This is a genomic window from Corynebacterium sp. HMSC22B11, from assembly GCF_001815965.1.
GTDB lineage: Bacteria > Actinomycetota > Actinomycetes > Mycobacteriales > Mycobacteriaceae > Corynebacterium.
Window position 1 is genome coordinate 110991 of record NZ_KV823475.1, and the last position, 18107, is coordinate 129097.

Sequence of the window (18107 nt, forward strand, 5' to 3'; positions counted from 1 at the left end):
AGCCGGCCGCCCAGCCACACCTCAGCCCGGTGGCTGCCCACCGTGCGGGCTGCCTAGGATAGACACATGGCTTTTGCAGCAGAGCGTCCCGAGCTGTCCTACTCCGAATTCCGCCCCGTGGGGGAGGTCGAGCGCAGCGATGCCAAATTCGAGGTCATCAGCGAGTACGAACCCGCGGGCGACCAGCCAGCCGCCATCGCGGAACTCGACGAGCGGCTGAACCGCGGCGAACGCGACGTCGTCCTCATGGGCGCGACCGGTACGGGTAAGTCGGCGACCGCAGCCTGGCTGATCGAGCAACAGCAGCGACCCACCCTGGTCATGGCGCCGAACAAGACCCTCGCCGCACAGCTGGCCAACGAGCTGCGCTCCCTGCTGCCGAATAACGCGGTGGAGTACTTCGTGTCCTACTACGACTACTACCAACCCGAGGCCTACATCGCGCAAACCGATACCTATATCGAGAAGGACTCCTCGATCAACGACGACGTCGAACGCTTGCGCCACTCCGCGACCTCCGCGCTGCTGTCCCGCCGCGACGTGGTCGTCGTCAGCTCCGTATCCTGCATCTACGGCCTGGGCACCCCGCAGTCCTACCTGGACCGCTCCGTCGTCCTGCGGGTGGACGAGGAAGTCGACCGCGACCAGTTCCTCCGCCTGCTCGTCGACATCCAGTACGACCGCAACGACGTCTCCTTCACCCGCGGTTCCTTCCGCGTGAAGGGCGACACGGTGGACATCATCCCGGCATACGAGGAGCTCGCCGTCCGCGTCGAGTTCTTCGGGGACGACGTCGACGCGCTCTACTACATTCACCCGTTGACCGGCGACGTGATCCGCGAAGTGGATGAACTGCGCATCTTCCCGGCCACCCACTACGTCGCGGGGCCGGAGCGGATGGAAAAGGCGATGCAGGCCATCCGGGAGGAGCTGGCGGAGCGCCTGGAGGACCTGGAGAACCGCGGCAAGCTGCTGGAGGCGCAGCGGCTGCGGATGCGCACGGAATACGACCTCGAAATGATCCAGCAGGTGGGCTTCACTAGCGGCATCGAGAACTACTCCCGGCACATCGACGGCCGACCCGCCGGCAGTGCCCCGGCGACGCTGATCGACTACTTCCCGGAGGACTTCCTCACGATCATCGACGAGTCCCACGTGACGGTGCCGCAAATCGGCGGCATGTTCGAGGGCGACATGTCCCGCAAGCGCAACCTGGTCGAGCACGGATTCCGCCTGCCCAGCGCGCTCGATAACCGGCCGCTGACCTGGGAAGAATTCGACGACCGCAAGGGCCAGTGCGTGTACATGTCCGCCACCCCGGGGGATTACGAGATCGCCGCGGCCCAGGGCGAGTTCGTGGAGCAGGTGATTCGCCCAACCGGCCTGGTGGACCCGAAGGTGGAGGTGCGCCCCACAGAGGGGCAGATCGATGACCTCATCGAGGAGATCCGCAAGCGCACGGACAAGGACGAGCGCGTGCTCGTCACCACCCTCACCAAGCGCATGGCCGAGGACCTCACCGACTACCTGCTGGAACACGGCGTGCGGGTGCGCTACATGCACTCGGATATCGATACCCTCAAGCGCGTGGAGCTGCTGCGGCAGCTACGCCTCGGGGAGTTCGACGTGCTGGTGGGCATCAACCTGCTGCGCGAGGGCCTCGACCTGCCGGAGGTCTCCCTGGTCGCGATCCTGGATGCGGATAAGGAAGGCTTCCTGCGCTCCACCCGCTCACTGATCCAGACGATCGGCCGTGCCGCTCGAAACGTCTCTGGTGAGGTCATCATGTACGCCGATAACGTCACCGAGTCGATGAGCAACGCGATCGACGAGACAGAGCGGCGCCGGGCGAAGCAGATCGCCTATAACGAGGAACACGGCATCGACCCCCAGCCACTGCGCAAGAAGATCGCCGACATCCTGGACCAGGTCGAGGAATTCTCCGAAGGCTACGGCGAGCCGGGCAGCGAGGTCGCTGGGTCCACATCGACCGGCGTGGAAGGGGACATGGCCACCTTCGGCAGAGCGGAAGACCGTGGCGACATGGCCCGCCCACAGCTGGAAAAGCTCATCGAAGACCTCACCGCGCAGATGAAGGAAGCCGCCCGGGAGCTGAAGTTCGAGCTGGCCGGCCGGCTGCGTGATGAAATTGCGGACCTGAATAAGGAACTTCGGGGCATGAAGGAAGCTGGCCTATAGAATGGGGAGCATGTTCTCAAAGATCGTCGTTGGCACTGATGGCTCCAAATCCTCCCACCTCGCCGTCCGGCGTGCGGCGGGAATCGCAGCGGCTTTTGGTTCCGAGCTGGTGCTCGCGTCGGCGTACTTCGCCAAGGAGGCCGATGCCCAGGCCTCGCGCCGGGATGAGTCTTCGCCGGTCGTGGGGGACGAGCACGCCGAGGAGGTGCTGGGCTCCGCGATGGAGGTCGCCCGCGAGGAGGGGGCCGAGAAGGTGCGCGCCGTGCTGCGGGAGGGCGCCCCGGTGGACGCGCTCATGGCCGTTGTGACCGAGGAGAAAGCCGACCTGCTCGTGGTGGGTAACCGGGGGATTAACTCCCTCACCGGCCGCCTGCTGGGCTCGGTTCCGGCCGATGTGGCCCGCCAGTCCGACTGCGACGTGATGATCGTCCACACCGTCGGCTAGGCGCGCAACCGGATCCTTAGACGCGTCGCGCCAGCGCTCGCATCGGACTCGCCGCCAGCGCGCGGACGCTAGGGGCAAGGTAGCGAAGAACCCCGCGGAAAATTTTCCGCGGGGTTCACGCTTATGCAGAGGCTGCCAGCTTAGCGCGGCAGGAACTGCTGGATCGCCATCCAGATGCTGCCCAGGATCGAGACGACACCGAGGATGATGCCGATGATCTTCCCGATATCGGATCCCGAGGAGCTATCCATTGCTGGGGGGTTGTTCGGGTTGTTGTTGCCCGTATTTGTGTAGTTTTTGCCGAATCCGTCGGCGTCCTCGAGCGCCATGTCGGCGTGCACGGCGGTGCTGTAGACGCGGTATTTGCTACCGGGGACAGTCACCTGGCCGAAGCCCCAGACCTTGTGCCTTGGGTGGAGGATGTGAATCGCGTGACCAGTCCCTCCAGCCCACACGCCGCCATTGTTATTCAGCTTCTTCACCTCGCTTTTGCCCCAGCCGTTGATGATGGCGTCGCGCAGCGTTGTTCCTGCGGAAAGGGACTCGATGGCAGGGGTTACCCCGTTGCGCGTCGCCGTTCTAGGGGAGCTGCCGTCTGGACGAACATGGTCGAATTTGGTGCTGGTCTCCATCGCGCGCTGCACTGCGATCCAGTGAAGGTCGCTATGAGTGGCGATGTTGAGGTACTCATCCTTCGTGGTGATGCCGTTTGCTCGGGCTACGTCCTGCAGGCGAGTGCCTTTTCCGAATCCCTCGTGGTCATAACCGCGGAAGAGTGGGTTCTGGTCCCATGCCCAACTGCGCAACTCCTTCAACGCCGGGAGGCCGACCGTGTTGCCCTCGTTGATATTAAATTTTGCCCGGGTGTTGCCGAACTGGTCCTTCCCGTTGACTAGCTCCACGCCGGTCGTCGGGCTCGGCGCCGCGTTGGCGATGGCGGTGGGGAAGGCGAGGGAGAGGACCGTGGCGGTGGCGACGGCGAGCTTGCGCTTCATGCTCATTCCTTAAAGTGCTGGCTCCGGTGAGAGGAGCGGGTGAGTGGATTGAATGAGATTATAGCCAGCTAAGAGCCTTTTAAGAATTTGTTGATCACTTGGTCATGTCGCCGCGCTAAAAAGCAGCTGACCTGCGTTCTTATCCCTGATCCCAGGGCAGTGGCTGGTCCGCGAACACGCTCAAACCCTGGGTTGCGCGCGTGATTGCCACGTAGAGGTCCTGCAGTCCCTGTGGGGAGGCAGTGACGATCGCGGCGGGCTCGATGAGCACGACCTCGTCGAACTCCAGGCCCTTCGCCTCGGCGGTGCTGACCACGAGCACCTCCGCGTCGATGCCGACCTGGTCCGAGCCCGGCGCATCGCCCAAGGCCTCGGCCACCGTCTCGCGCGCCCAGTCCAGGTCCGCATCGCTGGTGATGATCCCCACCAGGCCCTCGCCAGCCCGCCGCGCGATCTCGGGCAGCGCGCCCGCCAGCTCCGCCCGCGCCGCATAAGCCACACCCGTGCCGGTGCCGCGCAGCGCGATCGCGGGCTCCTGATCCGCGGCGATCTCGGGGAGCAACTGATTGGCCACGTCCGCGATGTCCTGCGGCGTGCGGTAGTTCACGCTGAGCTCCTTCAGCTCCCAGCGATCCGACACATAAGGAGCCAGGGTCTCGCCCCAGGAGGCCACGCCCGCCGGGTTTCCCGTCTGTGCCGGATCACCAACCACGGTCATCCACCGGTTGGGGGAGCGGCGGAAGATCATCCGCCAGTCCATCTCCGAAAGCTCCTGGGCTTCGTCCACGATGACGTGGCCGAAGGCCCAGCGCAGGTCCTGGGCGGCACGCTGCGCCGTGCTGCGCGCGTCGCGTACTCGCTGGCGACCCGCTAGCTGCTCGGCGTCGATGACGTCATAGGCCATGAGGATCTCCGGGGCGAAGCCATCGTCCAAGTCCTGGGTCGCCGAGCCCGTGAGGATGTCCAGCGCGTCCTGGGCCTCCGCGATCTTCGCCAGCCACTCCTCACGCTCCGCCTTCTCGGCCGCCTCGTCGTCGATGATGCCCAGCATGTCCGCCAGTTCGTCGAGCAGCGGCGCATCTGCGGCAGTCCACAGGATCTGGCCACCGTCCAGCTCCACCGGCGGGGTGGCCTGCAGCCCGCGGATCGTGTCCTCGTCGTACTCCGAGGCGATCTCCTCGGCATGCTCGTACAGGTCGGCCAGTACCTGCTCCGGCGTGAGTTCCGGCCAGAACTCGTCCAACGCCGCCATCACCGCGGGCTCCTCGCGCAGGTCATCGCGCAGGCTGGTGCGGTCTTCCGCGGTCAGCAGATTCTCCCCGCCGAGCGGATCCCGCCCGATCGTCTCCGCCAGCGCATCTGCTAGGGAAGCGATCGCATGATCCACGAACAGCGGCCGGGCCTGGTTGTGGGGCTTGCGGCTGCGCCGGGCCCGGGTGCGGGCGGCGCGCACCATCTTCGGGCTCAGCTCCACGGCCACGCCGTCCACCATGAAGCCACGCGGCTCCTCCGGTACCTGCTGCCAGGACTGCGTCGCCAGCTTCAGGATGTGCAGCATCTCCGCGCTGCCCTTGACCTCACGGGCCAGCAGGCTCGGTTCGGGCCGCGTCTTCACCCCCGGCAGGAGCGTGCCCGGCGTCGCCAATACCACGCCGGTCTCACCCAGCGAGGGCAACACCTGCGAGATGTAGTCCAGGAAGCGCGCATTCGGGCCGACGATGAGCACGCCCGTCTTCGCGAGCTGTTCGCGCCACGTGTACAGCAGATAGGCCGCGCGGTGCAGCGCGACAGCGGTCTTCCCGGTCCCCGGCGCCCCCTGGACGACGGTGACGGAGCGGTGCTCGCTGCGGATGATGGCGTCCTGCTCCGCGGCGATGGTCTCCACGATGTCGCCCATCCGCGTGCTGCGGGCCGCGTTCACCGCGTCCAACAGCGCGGCCTCCTGCGCCACCCCTCCCGCCGCGGACGTCGTCTTTTCAGTTAAGGACGTCTGGTCCTCGCCGCGGGTGGTGAGCCGCTCATCGGCGACGTGGGTCACCTTCCGCCCGCGAGTCTTGATGTGGCGGCGCAGGTGCACCCCATCTGGGTGCAGGGTGGTGGCGAGGTAGAAGGGGCGGGCCATCGGTGCGCGCCAGTCCATCAGGAGGGTACGCATCTCGTCGTCGCGGGTGTGCAGCCCCAGCCGCCCGATATAGCGGCGGTCCAGATCGGGGGAGCCTGGCACCGGATTCTCTGGCTCCTCATCGGCCACGTCGATGCGGCCGAACATCAGTCCGATCTCCGCGATGGACAGGTTATCCAGTCGCTGCGAGATGTCCTGGATCTCGCGGTCGCGGCGCATCAGCCCCTGCGGATCATCGATATCTGCCGTGGCTCGGACACTGGCCAGTCGCTTCTTCAGCGTGGCGGTTGTGGCGTCCACCTCAGCCAGCAGGTCATCGAGATGGTTCTGCTCGCTCGCGATGGCCTCTGCGAGCGAGCGGTCGGCATTATTCGTGGTGCCGCGAGATGCGGGGCTGGTCAATCTACCTCCGGTGCAACGGGCTTACTTGAGCTTCTTTGCCTTCTTCTTGGCCTTCTTTGCCTTCTTGGACAGGCCCTTCGTGCTGTCCTGCAGCTCCTCAGCAAAGGTCTCAGCATACGCGCTCGCCTGGTCGCGCACCTGGTAGGCGGTGTCGCGCCACTCGTCGGAGTGCTCGTCGACGTAGTCGCTCACAGCGCTCGCTGCAGAGGAGATGCTGTCCGAGGCCTCAGAAGCCAGCTCGCGGGCCTTCTCGGAGAAGTCGCTGGCGTAGTCCTGCGCGGTGGCGAGCATCTCCTGCTGCTGGGACTTGCCCGGCAGCGCCTGCTGCGCGCGCCATGCCAGGCCCGGCTTGCCGGCAGTGTCCTCGGCGGCGATCAACAGGCCACCCAGCAGGCCGACGTCCGCCAGGAGGGTGGTCAGCTGGGTGTTCTGGCCGCTCTTGCCGGCGACGTTCTTGATGTCGTGGCGGGTCAGGATCGCAGGCAGGTGTGCGGCTGCGAGCGCTGCGGCGGCCAGGCGCGGCGCCTTACCGCGGGCCAGCAGGGCAGCGGCGGCGATCTTGGTGCCACCCGCGATGCGCACGTTGGTTTCCGCGTCACGTGGCAGCAGGCCAGCGGCCTGCGGCGGCAGAACCTTGCGCAGGGTGCCGGTCACAACCTCGGCGTTCTTCGCGTGATTCTGCGGGCTTTTCACCATCTGGACACCATCGGCGATGAATGCCGAAGCCATCAGGGGACGGGCGATCTTGCGAAGCATGAAGACTCCTTCGGTGTGGGTAGCAAGATAACTGGAGTTTTATCCAGCGTTAGGGGATCAAGTCTACGCGAGTGGCCGGGCACCAGCCGCGCGTTTCGCGGGATTACCAGCCCCGCTCGGCCCACTCTTCGACGTGCGGGGCCTCGTCGCCGACGGTGGTGCTGTCGCCGTGGCCGGGGTGCAGCCGCGTGCCGTCGGGCAGGCTGAAAACCCGCTGCGTGACGTCCGAGAGCAGCTGTTGGAACTCCTCCGGGGAGTTCGTTTTGCCGACCCCGCCTGGGAACACGCTATCCCCGACGAACATGCGTGGGGCGTCTTCCGGCAGTTCCACGTGCACGGCGATGCCGCCCGGGGTGTGGCCCCGCAGTTCCACCGCAGTCATCTTCAACTCCGAGCAGTTACCCTTCAAACGCAGCAGCTCCGGGGTTCCTTCGTCGTTGCCGTAGACCTCATCGGCCGGGGCTGGCAGGTTGGTGGCCTCCTTGCGTGGTGCGTGGTGACGCGCACCCGTTGCCGCCAGAACCTCCTCCAGCGCCTGCACGTGGTCGCCATGCTGGTGGGTGGTGAGGACGTCGGTGATGGTCACCCGCAGCTGATCCGCCAGGGCCAGGATGTGGCCAGCGTCCGTAGCCGCGTCAATGAGCAGCGCATTGCCGCCGCTGGCGATGAGGTAGACGTTGTTATCCATCTCGCCAACTGAGGTGCGCGCCACGATCGTGGCATCCGTGGAAATAATCTCGACATCTCGGGGGTTGGAAAGATGTCCGAACTCACTGACCTGTGACATATGCATGAACTCGAGCATATCTACTTGTCGTACAGTGGGAATGAACTCATCCTGAGCCCGCGCCACCCAGGCGCGGCTCAGGGACAAAGCCAAACAGGAGGACGAGTGGCAGAGAAGCTTTTGGTCCGCGGTGCACGCGAGCACAACCTCAAGGGGGTGGACCTCGAGCTGCCGAGGGACAAAATGATCGTCTTCACGGGACTGTCCGGTTCCGGGAAGTCGTCACTGGCCTTCGACACCATCTTCGCTGAGGGGCAACGGCGCTACGTCGAGTCCCTCAGCTCCTATGCCCGCATGTTCCTCGGTCGCCTCGACAAGCCGGATGTCGACTTCATCGAAGGCCTCTCGCCGGCGGTCTCCATCGACCAGAAGTCGACGAACCACAACCCGCGGTCCACGGTCGGCACCGTGACCGAGATCTTCGACTACCTGCGCCTGCTCTTCGCCCGCACCGGAACCCCGCACTGCCCGAAGTGCGGCGAGGTGATCCAGCGGCAAACCCCGCAGGAAATCGTGGACCAGATCATGGCCATGGAGGCCGGCACCAAGTTCCAGGTCCTCGCGCCGGTCGTGCGCACCCGCAAGGGCGAATTCGTCGACCTCTTCGAGGATCTCGCTGCGGAAGGTTACGCCCGCGTCCGGGTCGACGGCGAGGTCCACCGCCTGACCGACCCACCGCAGCTGGAGAAGCAGGTCAAGCACGACATCGACGTCGTCATCGACCGCCTCCAGGTGAAGGAAAGCCAGAAGCAGCGACTCACCGACTCCGTCGAGACGGCTCTGCGCCGCGCGGACGGCGTCGTCGTCATCGAATTCGTCGGCCTCGACGAGGATGATCCGAACCGGCAGCGCCGCTTCTCCGAGAAGATGGCCTGCCCCAACGGCCACGCCCTGCAGCTCGACGAGCTCGAACCGCGCGCCTTCTCCTTCAACTCTCCATTTGGTGCCTGCCCGGCCTGCGACGGCCTGGGCACCAAGCTCGAGGTCGACGAGATGCTCGTCATCCCGGACGAGGATGCGCCGCTGAACAAGGCCATCGCGCCGTGGACGTCCAGCCCGAACGCGCGCTACTTCGACAAGCTCATTACCGCGCTGTCCAAGGAGCTGGACATTGACCCGAGCACCCCGTGGTCGGAGCTGACGAAGGCCGAGCAGAAGGCCGTGTTGAAGGGGCACCCCACCCCGATCAGCGTGAGCTACAAGAACCGCTACGGCCGCCAGCGCCGGTACAACGCACCCTTCGAGGGCGTGATGCCCTTCCTGAAGCGCAAGCTCGACCAGACCGACTCCGACTGGTCCAAGGAGCGCTACCGCAGCTACATGCGCGAGGTGGCGTGCCCGACCTGTAAGGGGGCGCGCCTGAAGCCGGAGGTGCTGGCCGTGACCATCGCCTCAGGGGAGAAGGAGCTGTCCATCGCGGGCGTATCCGACCTCTCCATCGCCGAGGCGAGCGAGTTCCTGGATAACCTCACGCTGAACAAGCGCCAGGAGATGATCGCCGGTGCGGTGCTGCGCGAGACACAGGCGCGGCTGAAGTTCCTGCTGGACGTCGGCCTGGACTACCTGGCCCTGTCCCGTTCGGCGGGCACACTCTCCGGTGGCGAGGCGCAGCGCATCCGCCTGGCGACCCAGATCGGTGCGGGTCTGGCAGGCGTGCTCTACGTGCTGGACGAGCCGTCGATTGGTCTGCACCAGCGGGATAATGCCCGACTGATCAAGACTCTCGAGAACCTCCGCGACCTGGGTAACACCCTGATCGTCGTCGAGCACGACGAGGACACGATCCGTGCGGCGGACTGGCTGGTGGATATTGGCCCGAATGCCGGCGAGTACGGCGGGCATATCGTGTATTCCGGCGAACCGAAGGGCATCACTGATGCCGAGGATTCGCTGACCGGCGATTACCTCGCCGGGCGCCGGGTACTGGCGGTGCCGGAGTCCCGCCGCGAGATCGATAGTGAGCGGATGCTGACGATCCACGGGGCACAGGAAAATAACCTCAAGAAGGTGGACGTGTCGATCCCGCTCGGTGTGATGACCTGCATCACCGGCGTGTCGGGTTCGGGCAAATCTTCCCTCGTCAACGGCATTCTGGCGCGGTCGCTGGCTAATCAGCTCAACGGTGCCCGCCTGGTGCCGGGGCGCCACAAGAAGGTCAGCGGACTCGACCAGCTGGACAAACTCGTGCAGGTCGACCAGAGCCCGATCGGGCGCACCCCGCGCTCCAACCCGGCGACGTACACCGGTGTCTTCGACCGGGTGCGCAAGCTCTTCGCGGAGACCACCGAGGCGAAGGTGCGCGGCTACACGGCCGGGCGTTTCAGCTTCAATGTCAAGGGCGGGCGCTGCGAAGCCTGCCGCGGCGACGGCACGCTGAAGATTGAGATGAACTTCCTTCCGGATGTGTACGTGCCCTGCGAGGTCTGCGACGGTGCCCGGTACAACCGCGAGACGCTCGAGGTGAAGTACAAGGGCAAGAACATCGCCGAGGTGCTCGACATGCCGATCTCCGAGGCCGCGGAGTTCTTCGAGCCGATCACGGCGATCGCGCGTTACCTGAACACACTCGTGGATGTTGGTCTGGGTTACGTGCGCCTCGGCCAGGCGGCCACCACGCTGTCTGGCGGTGAGGCGCAGCGCGTGAAGCTCGCAGCCGAGCTGCAGAAGCGCTCCAACGGGCGGACGATCTACATCCTCGACGAGCCGACCACTGGCCTGCACTTTGAGGACATTCGCAAGCTCATGCTGGTCCTGCAGGGGCTGGTGGACAAGGGCAATACGGTGCTGATCATCGAGCACAACCTGGATGTCATCAAGTCCGCGGACTGGATCATCGACATGGGTCCGGAGGGGGGCTCGGGCGGCGGTACCGTCGTGGCCCAGGGAACCCCGGAGGACGTGGCGAAGGTCTCCGGTTCCCACACCGCGACATACCTCGCGCCCATGTTGCCTGCCTAAGATCTGCGTGCTATATTCATGAGCACTACCGCTTGTCGTGTGTCGACAAGCTGCAAGTGGAGTTCTTTTTCTCCCACCTTAGACCGCCGTCACTGGCTGGGCTCGGGTCCAAAGCGAAGCTTTATGCTCGCAGCCTCTTCCATATGATTGAAGGGGCTTTCATTTGGGCGCTTCGGCGCGGGGGATTTTCTAGGGCTTCACAAGCAGTTGCGGTAAAGATCACTTACTACTGCTACTGAGGAGTTCACATCAGCGCTGAAGCTCGCATCAACGACCGAATTCGAGTCCCCGAGGTCCGACTCGTCGGTCCCAACGGAGAACAGGTCGGCATTGTCAAGACGGACGATGCTCGCAAGCTGGCCTATGAAGCAGACCTCGATCTTGTAGAGGTCGCGCCGAACGCCAAGCCGCCCGTGGCCAAGATCATGGACTACGGCAAGTTCAAGTACGAACAGGCTCAGAAGGCCCGCGAGGCTCGACGTAATCAGCAGCAGACTGTGGTCAAGGAGCAGAAGTTCCGCCCGAAGATCGATGACCACGACTACGAGACCAAGAAGGGCAACGTCGTTCGTTTCCTGGAGAAGGGCTCGAAGGTCAAGGTCACGATCATGTTCCGTGGTCGCGAGCAGTCCCGCCCCGAGCTGGGCTTCCGCCTCCTGGAGCGTCTTGCCGCTGACGTTGAGGAAGTCGGTCAGGTTGAGTCCCGTCCGAAGCAGGACGGTCGCAACATGACGATGGTTCTCGGCCCCGTCCGCAACAAGGGCAAGAAGTAGTCTCAGTAGTTCACAAACGTTGCTAGAGGATTTTCACCAATGAAGCAGAAGACGCACAAGGGTACCGCTAAGCGCATCAAGGTCACCGGTTCCGGCAAGCTCCGTCGCGAGCGCGCCTACCGCCGCCACCTTCTTGAGGGCAAGCCGTCCACCCGCACCCGCCGCCTGAAGGGCACCACCGACGTGTCCGCAGCCGACAACAAGCGCATGAAGCGCCTGCTGGGCAAGGCTTAATTACCTTAAGCCTCCCCCTTTTCTCGAAATACTAAAGAACAACCTGAAGTAAAGGACGTATCACCGTGGCACGTGTCAAGCGCTCTGTGAACGCAAAGAAGAAGCGTCGCGAAGTACTGAATTCCGCGAAGGGCTACCGGGGCCAGCGCTCCCGCCTGTACCGCAAGGCGAAGGAGCAGATGCTCCACTCCAAGACCTACGCCTTCCGCGACCGTCGCGCCCGCAAGGGTGAGTTCCGCAAGCTGTGGATCCAGCGCATCAACGCCGCTGCTCGTCAGAACGACATGACCTACAACCGCCTGATCCAGGGCCTGAAGCTGGCCGAGATCGAGGTCGACCGCAAGGTCCTGGCCGAGCTGGCTGTCTCCGACGCCGCTGCCTTCACCGCACTGTGCGAGGCTGCTAAGGCTGCTCTGCCGGAGGACGTCAACGCACCGGCGGCTTCCTAAAGCCAGCCGAGACGTTCAGCCTCCCACCGCCTTCGACGCGCTCCGCGTCGGGGCGGTTTTTTCATGTCTCCATGGGCTACCGTGCGTGCAAAGCGAGCTGGGTGCGTGGTGGTGGAGCTCCCGAACAGGGGAGAGGCGGGCAGCGGGGCACCACAGTCATCGCCTCGCAACAACCCGACTAGGCTGTGAAGCCATGGAGATGTTCACCGAACGCACGCCCCGCATCGTCAACGCCGCCAAGCTGCACCGAGCCGCCACCCGACGCAAGACCGGTCGCTTCCTCGCCGAGGGGGAGAACGCGGTCACCGCGGCTCTCGCGCGAGGTGAGGTTGTTGACCTGTATGTCACCGAGGCTGCGTGGGAGCGTTTCACCTTCCTTCGGGACGTCACCGGCACCCACGTCCATCTGATCACCGAACGTGCCGCCGACCATCTGTCCGAGACGGTCACCCACACCGGCCTGTTCGCCCTCTGCACGAGCCAGATGGTGGACGACGACGCCCTGATCGCTAGCGCCGTTAAGAACAGCCCGCTGATCGCCGTCCCCGTCGAAACGAATGAACCCGGGAACGCGGGAACCATCATCCGGGTGGCCGATGCCTTCGGCACCGGGGGAGTGCTCTTCGCCGGAAACACCGTGGATCCGCAGGGCGGCAAGGCGGTACGCGCCTCTGCGGGAAGCCTGTTTAACCTCCCGGTCGCCCGCAACACCTCGGTCGTGGAGGTCGTGGACAAGCTCCACGAGGCGGAGTTCCAGATCCTCGCCACCGCAGCGGACGGGGACGTCACCCTCCACGAGGCGGCCGATCCCGCCAATGGCATGCTCGCCCAGCCCACCGCGTGGCTGTTTGGCAACGAGGCGCACGGGCTGGGGGACTGGCTCGACCTCGCGGACATCCGCGTGAGTATCCCGATGCGCGGGCAGGCGGAATCGCTGAACCTCGCCACGGCGGCAAGTGTGTGCCTTTACGAATCCTCCAAAGCACAGATTGCTAAGCTATAGCCTGAAATAGTCGTTGTTACGTGTTGCGAGGAGCCCCCGTTGTCGGAATCCCCAGTGTCGCCTGAGGCTGCTGTAGAAATCTCTGAAGAGTCGATGGGGGCGGCGGCTGAAGCCGCCGAGAAGGCTTTTACCTCCGCGACCAACCTCGAGGAACTCGCCGAGGCCCGCCGTGCCCACCTCGGCGACGACGCTCCGATCCCCGCTGCTCGCCGCTCCCTCGGCTCCCTGCCGAAGGACCAGCGCAAGGATGCCGGCCGCATCGTCAACATGGCACGTGGCCGCGTCGAGAAGCTCTTCGCTCAGGTGAAGGCCGAGCTGGAGGAGAAGCGCAACCAGGAGGCGCTGCGCGCCGAGCGCATCGACGTCACCCAGCCCACCACCCGCGGCCAGGTTGGGGCCCAGCACCCGATCACGATCCTCAACGAGCAGATCGCGGACATCTTCGTCGGCATGGGCTGGGAGATCGCCGACGGCCCAGAGGTCGAGGCGGAGTACTTCAACTTCGACTCCCTGAACTTCATCCCGGACCACCCGGCCCGCACCCTCCAGGACACGTTCCACATTGCACCGCAGGGCTCCCGCCAGGTGCTGCGCACCCACACCTCCCCGGTGCAGATGCGCACCATGCTCTCCCGCGAGGTGCCGATCTACATCGCCTGCCCGGGGCGCGTGTTCCGCACCGACGAGCTGGATGCCACCCACACCCCGGTCTTCCACCAGGTCGAGGGGCTGGCCGTGGATAAGGGCCTGACGATGGCTCACCTCAAGGGCACCCTGGACCACCTCGCGAAGTCCCTGTTCGGCCCGAACACCAAGACCCGTATCCGCCCGAACTACTTCCCGTTCACCGAGCCTTCCGCCGAGGTTGACGTCTGGTTCGAGGACAAGAAGGGCGGCGCCGGTTGGATCGAGTGGGGTGGCTGCGGCATGGTCAACCCCAACGTCCTCATCGCCGCGGGAATCGACCCGGAGGAGTACTCGGGTTTCGCCTTCGGCATGGGCATCGAGCGCACCCTGCAGTTCCGCAATGGTCTGCCTGACATGCGCGACATGGTGGAAGGCGACGTCCGTTTCACCCTGCCATTCGGGGTCCGCGGCTAAGCCCCGCAGTACCCCGCCGCCACAACAACCTCCGCTCCACAACTCTTCTGGCAAAAGGACCTTTTCAAGCACATGTTGATTTCTCAGAACTGGCTCACCCGGATCCTGCAGACCGCGAACCCTAGCTGGTCTGTGGACTCCGAGGAACTCGACGCAGGTTTCGTCCGCGTCGGCTTCGAGACGGAGGGCTACGAGCGCCTCCCGAAGACCGAGGGGCCACTCGTCATCGGCAAGGTGAGCAACATCGAGGAGCTGGAGGGCTTTAAGAAGCCGATCCGCTACTGCGAGATCGCCGTCGGCGAGGCCAACGGCACCGGCGAGCCACAGAACATCATCTGTGGTGCCCGCAACTTCGCCGAGGGCGACTACGTGATCGTCGCCCTGCCGGGCACCGTGCTGCCTGGCCCGTTCGAGATCTCCGCGCGCAAGACCTACGGCAAGATCTCCGAGGGCATGATGTGCTCCGCCTCCGAGCTCGGCCTCTACGACGGCACGAGCCCCGGCATCATCACCGTCTCCGAGGAGGAGATCAAGGCCAACGGTCTCGCCGTCGGCGACGACGCCCGCGGCCTGCTGGGCCTGGATGACACGGTCTTCGAGGTCAACGTCACCCCGGACCGCGGCTACGCACTGTCCGCTCGCGGCCTGGCCCGCGAGCTGGCGTCCTCCTTCGAGCTGCAGTACCGCGACCCGGCGCTCGATCCAGCGGCTGCCGCTCTCGACGACGACCTCTTCGCCGGCATCCCGGGCATCAAGGAAGACATCCTTTCCCTGGAGGTCGAGGAGGATGCGAAGTGCTCCCTCTTCGGTATCCGCAAGGTCGAGGGCATTGACCCGACCGCCGAGTCCCCGCTGTGGCTGCAGCGCGAGCTGATGCTCTGCGGCCAGCGCCCGGTTAACGCCGCCACGGACGTCACGAATTACGTCATGATGCTGCTCGGCCAGCCGATGCACGCCTTCGACGCTGGCAAGATCACCGGCAACCTGCGGGTGCACCGCGCCTCCGAGGGCGACACTCTGACCACCCTGGACGGTGTGGAGCGGACCCTGTCCAGCGAGGACGTCGTCATCTCCGACGACTCTGGCATCCAGTCCCTGGCCGGTGTGATGGGCGGCAGCACCTCCGAGATCTCCGATGAGACCGTCGATGTGCTCTTCGAGGCCGCTCACTGGGACGAGCTCACCGTGGCCCGCACCTGCCGCCGCCACAAGCTCTCCTCTGAGTCCTCCCGCCGCTTCGAGCGCGGTACCGACGCCGCCATCATCGGCAACGCCCTGGACTTCGCGGTCTCGCTGCTCGTCCGCATCGCCGGCGGCAAGGTGGTACACGGCCGCACCATGGTCGGCGAGGTGCCGAGCATGCCGATGATCCAGATGCACACCAACCGTCCGGGCAAGGTTGCGGGCATGATCTACCCGGACGGCACCACGATCGGTCGCCTCCGCGAGGTAGGCTGCACCGTCCGCGAGACCGGCCTGCGCGACGGCCAGGGTGCCCGCCAGATCGAGGTCACCCCGCCGACCTGGCGCCCGGACCTGACCATCCCGGCTGACCTGGTGGAGGAGGTGCTCCGCCTCGAGGGGCTGGAGAACATCCCATCGGTCCTGCCGCACGCACCGGTCGGCCGCGGCCTGACGCCACGCCAGCGCCTGCGCCGCCGCATCGGCCACGCGATGGCCTGGAATGGCTTCGCGGAGATCCTGCCGACGCCGTTCATCGCCAACGATGTCTTCGACGAGTGGGGTCTGGCGGAGGACGATCCGCGCCGCAACGTGGTGAAGGTCCAGAACCCGCTGGAATCCGATCACGCATCCCTGGGCACCACGCTGCTGCCGTCCATGATCGACGCCCTGCGCCGCAACTCCGCACGTGGTCAGAAGGACGTCGCCCTGTTCGGCGTGGAGCAGGTTTCCCTGCCCCGCCTGCCGGAAAGCGGCCGCAAGCCGACCCCGATGCCCGCTGTGACTCAGCGCCCGTCCGAGGCGGAGCTGGACGAGCTGGCTCAGACCCTGCCGGAGCAGCCGCTCTACGTGGCGATGGTCGCCGCCGGCCAGCGCGCTCTGCAGGGCCCGTGGGGTGGCGCGGAGAACTTCGAGGCTCAGGACGCCTTCGAGGCAGCCCGCCTGATCGGGCGTGCGGCTGGTGTGGACGTGGAGTTCCGCAACGCCGAGTTCCTGCCGTGGCACCCGGGCCGCTGTGCGGAGATCCTGGTCGACGGCACCGTGGTGGGGCACGCGGGCGAGCTGCACCCGCAGGTCTGCGAGCGCGCCAACATCCCGGCCCGGAGCATCGCGCTCGAGATCGACCTGGATGCCCTCCCGGTGGAGGAACGCTTCCCGCAGCCCAAGGTGTCTGCCTTCCCGCCGGTCTACCAGGACGTGGCCCTCGTAGTCGACGAGGATCTGCCGGTCGCCGAGGTGCAGAAGGTGCTGCAGGAGGGGGCCGGCGAGCTGCTGGAGAGCATCCGCCTGTTCGACATTTACGAGTCGGATTCGCTCGGCCAGGGCAAGCGTTCGCTGACCTTCTCCCTGAGCTTCCGCGCGACGGACCGCACGCTGACCGAGGATGAGGCATCGGAGGGTCGCCGTGCGGCCATCGACGCCGCCACGGCGAAACTGGGTGCTGAGCTTCGCTCCTAGGGCACAGCTTCGCTCCTAATGTGCAGCTGCGTTCTTAGGGCGCGGCCGTGCTCTGAGGGGAGGGGACCTCTAGAACACACCCCTAATGCAGCCCGCGAGGACCACCCTCGCGGGCTGCATATTTTGCATAAGCGTGTATATATTGCATTTTTCTGTGATCGGGCGCATAATTAAAGAATGAAGAAGATTGCAGTCGCAGGAGCCAGCGGTTACGCGGGCGGGGAAGCCCTCCGCCTGCTGCTCAACCACCCGGGATACGGCGTGGACTTCGAGATCGGAGCCCTCACCGGGGGCTCCAACGCCGGCCAGAACTTCGGGGAACTCGCCCCGGCACTGACCCCCTTGGCGGACCGCACCCTCCAGGAGACCACCCCGGAGCTGCTCGCCGAACACGACATGGCGATCCTCGCTCTCCCGCACGGCGTCTCTGCCACCCTCGTGGAGCAGGGGCTGCCAGAGGACATGAAGATCGTGGACTGCGGTGCGGACTACCGGCTGCGCAACGAGGACCTGTGGGAGCGCTACTACGGCACCCCGCACGCCGGAAGCTGGACCTATGGCATCCCCGAGATGCCCGGCCACCGCGAGGAGATCGCCGCTGCCAACCGCGTCGCCGCTCCCGGTTGCTTCCCAACCGGCGCGACCATCGCCGCTATGCCCGGCATCGCCGCCGGCATGATGGCCCCACAGGTCTCCGTTGTTTCCGTCACCGGCGTCTCGGGGGCGGGTAAGAAGCCCAGCGTGGCCCTGCTCGGTGCCGAGACCATGCAGAACCTCCGCGCCTACGGTGTGATGACCCACCGGCACGCCCCGGAGATCAAGCAGAACCTCCTCGAGCTCGTCCCGGGTGGCGACCAGGGCGACGACGTCCACGTCACCTTCACCCCCGTCCTGGCACCACTCGTGCGCGGCATCCTCACGACCGTCACCGCACCGGCCCGCGGTAGCGCCGCCGACGTCCGACGCGCCTACGAGGACTTCTGTGCAAACGAGCCCTTCCTGCACCTCCTGCCGGAAGGCCAGCAGCCAGAGACCCGCCACGTCGCCGGCACGAACACGGTTCACCTGCAGGTCGCCGTGGACGACGGCATGATCGTCGCCACCTCCGCGATCGACAACCTGACCAAGGGCACCGCGGGCGCTGCCGTCCAGTGCCTCAACCTGATGAACGGTTGGGACGAGACCGCAGGCCTGCCGACCATCGCCGCGACCTAACTCAGCGACAACCTAACGCAGCAGCGTC

The 18107-nt window shown here is 65.5% G+C and carries 14 protein-coding genes; 10 read left to right on the forward strand and 4 right to left on the reverse strand.

The annotated features are described in order from the left end of the window. The first annotated feature begins 66 nt into the window (after positions 1 to 66). Together uvrB and HMPREF3088_RS02195 are read left to right on the forward strand one after the other, a co-directional pair. Complete coding sequence (gene uvrB / locus HMPREF3088_RS02190; RefSeq protein WP_070758135.1) at positions 67 to 2199, forward strand: excinuclease ABC subunit UvrB; 2133 nt, start codon at positions 67 to 69, stop codon at positions 2197 to 2199. A 1-nt stretch (position 2200) separates the two neighbouring features. Continuing rightward, a complete protein-coding gene (locus tag HMPREF3088_RS02195) occupies positions 2201 to 2644 on the forward strand; it encodes a universal stress protein (RefSeq protein ID WP_070758137.1) in 444 nt (147 codons plus the stop codon). Positions 2645 to 2784: 140 nt separating this feature from the next. Here the strand turns inward: HMPREF3088_RS02195 and HMPREF3088_RS02200 are convergent, their stop codons facing one another. The 4 genes from HMPREF3088_RS02200 to HMPREF3088_RS02215 form a co-directional block, all read right to left on the reverse strand. Continuing rightward, the gene (locus HMPREF3088_RS02200; protein ID WP_070758139.1) at positions 2785 to 3639 is read right to left on the reverse strand and encodes a CAP domain-containing protein; all 855 of its coding nucleotides are present in this window, start codon (positions 3637 to 3639) and stop codon (positions 2785 to 2787) included. A 139-nt stretch (positions 3640 to 3778) separates the two neighbouring features. Next, positions 3779 to 6163, reverse strand: a complete 2385-nt coding sequence (locus HMPREF3088_RS02205; protein WP_070758141.1) for a HelD family protein — start codon at positions 6161 to 6163, stop codon at positions 3779 to 3781. A gap of 21 nt (positions 6164 to 6184) precedes the next feature. Then, a complete protein-coding gene (locus HMPREF3088_RS02210; RefSeq protein WP_070758144.1) occupies positions 6185 to 6919 on the reverse strand; it encodes a DoxX family membrane protein in 735 nt (244 codons plus the stop codon). Positions 6920 to 7022: 103 nt separating this feature from the next. Next, a complete protein-coding gene (locus HMPREF3088_RS02215) occupies positions 7023 to 7706 on the reverse strand; it encodes an MBL fold metallo-hydrolase (RefSeq protein ID WP_070758195.1) in 684 nt (227 codons plus the stop codon). A 105-nt stretch (positions 7707 to 7811) separates the two neighbouring features. Between HMPREF3088_RS02215 and uvrA the strand changes: the two genes are divergently transcribed. The 8 genes from uvrA to argC all read left to right on the forward strand — a co-directional run bounded on the left by uvrA (position 7812) and on the right by argC (position 18079). Continuing rightward, a complete protein-coding gene (gene uvrA, locus HMPREF3088_RS02220; protein WP_070758146.1) occupies positions 7812 to 10664 on the forward strand; it encodes an excinuclease ABC subunit UvrA in 2853 nt (950 codons plus the stop codon). A gap of 248 nt (positions 10665 to 10912) precedes the next feature. Then, on the forward strand, positions 10913 to 11437 hold the full coding sequence (gene infC, locus HMPREF3088_RS02225; RefSeq protein WP_081477610.1) for a translation initiation factor IF-3: 525 nt from the start codon (positions 10913 to 10915) through the stop codon (positions 11435 to 11437). 39 nt (positions 11438 to 11476) lie between these two features. Continuing rightward, positions 11477 to 11671, forward strand: a complete 195-nt coding sequence (gene rpmI, locus HMPREF3088_RS02230) for a 50S ribosomal protein L35 (RefSeq protein ID WP_012360370.1) — start codon at positions 11477 to 11479, stop codon at positions 11669 to 11671. Positions 11672 to 11736: 65 nt separating this feature from the next. Beyond that, positions 11737 to 12120 carry a 50S ribosomal protein L20 gene (gene rplT, locus HMPREF3088_RS02235; protein WP_012360369.1) on the forward strand — a complete coding sequence of 128 codons (384 nt, stop codon included), beginning with the start codon at positions 11737 to 11739 and terminating at the stop codon, positions 12118 to 12120. A 193-nt stretch (positions 12121 to 12313) separates the two neighbouring features. Further along, positions 12314 to 13123 (forward strand): TrmH family RNA methyltransferase, encoded by an 810-nt coding sequence (locus HMPREF3088_RS02240; protein WP_070758148.1) that lies wholly within the window; start codon positions 12314 to 12316, stop codon positions 13121 to 13123. A gap of 93 nt (positions 13124 to 13216) precedes the next feature. Beyond that, positions 13217 to 14224 carry a phenylalanine--tRNA ligase subunit alpha gene (gene pheS / locus HMPREF3088_RS02245; RefSeq protein ID WP_141759418.1) on the forward strand — a complete coding sequence of 336 codons (1008 nt, stop codon included), beginning with the start codon at positions 13217 to 13219 and terminating at the stop codon, positions 14222 to 14224. A gap of 72 nt (positions 14225 to 14296) precedes the next feature. Continuing rightward, on the forward strand, positions 14297 to 16864 hold the full coding sequence (gene pheT, locus HMPREF3088_RS02250) for a phenylalanine--tRNA ligase subunit beta (RefSeq protein WP_070758153.1): 2568 nt from the start codon (positions 14297 to 14299) through the stop codon (positions 16862 to 16864). A 177-nt stretch (positions 16865 to 17041) separates the two neighbouring features. Continuing rightward, positions 17042 to 18079 (forward strand): N-acetyl-gamma-glutamyl-phosphate reductase, encoded by a 1038-nt coding sequence (gene argC, locus HMPREF3088_RS02255; RefSeq protein ID WP_070758155.1) that lies wholly within the window; start codon positions 17042 to 17044, stop codon positions 18077 to 18079. The last annotated feature ends 28 nt before the right edge of the window (positions 18080 to 18107 follow it).

Bases quoted from the DNA above. Each gene is read 5' to 3' on its own strand.
- HMPREF3088_RS02210 (WP_070758144.1), bottom strand. From the start codon at position 6,919: ATGCTTCGCAAGATCGCCCGTCCCCTGATGGCTTCGGCATTCATCGCC.
- HMPREF3088_RS02200 (WP_070758139.1), bottom strand. From the start codon at position 3,639: ATGAAGCGCAAGCTCGCCGTCGCCACCGCCACGGTCCTCTCCCTCGCC.
- HMPREF3088_RS02215 (WP_070758195.1), bottom strand. From the start codon at position 7,706: ATGTCACAGGTCAGTGAGTTCGGACATCTTTCCAACCCCCGAGATGTC.
- HMPREF3088_RS02195 (WP_070758137.1), top strand. From the start codon at position 2,201: ATGGGGAGCATGTTCTCAAAGATCGTCGTTGGCACTGATGGCTCCAAA.
- pheT (WP_070758153.1), top strand. From the start codon at position 14,297: ATGTTGATTTCTCAGAACTGGCTCACCCGGATCCTGCAGACCGCGAAC.
- uvrB (WP_070758135.1), top strand. From the start codon at position 67: ATGGCTTTTGCAGCAGAGCGTCCCGAGCTGTCCTACTCCGAATTCCGC.
- pheS (WP_141759418.1), top strand. From the start codon at position 13,217: ATGGGGGCGGCGGCTGAAGCCGCCGAGAAGGCTTTTACCTCCGCGACC.
- rpmI (WP_012360370.1), top strand. From the start codon at position 11,477: ATGAAGCAGAAGACGCACAAGGGTACCGCTAAGCGCATCAAGGTCACC.
- HMPREF3088_RS02240 (WP_070758148.1), top strand. From the start codon at position 12,314: ATGGAGATGTTCACCGAACGCACGCCCCGCATCGTCAACGCCGCCAAG.
- argC (WP_070758155.1), top strand. From the start codon at position 17,042: ATGAAGAAGATTGCAGTCGCAGGAGCCAGCGGTTACGCGGGCGGGGAA.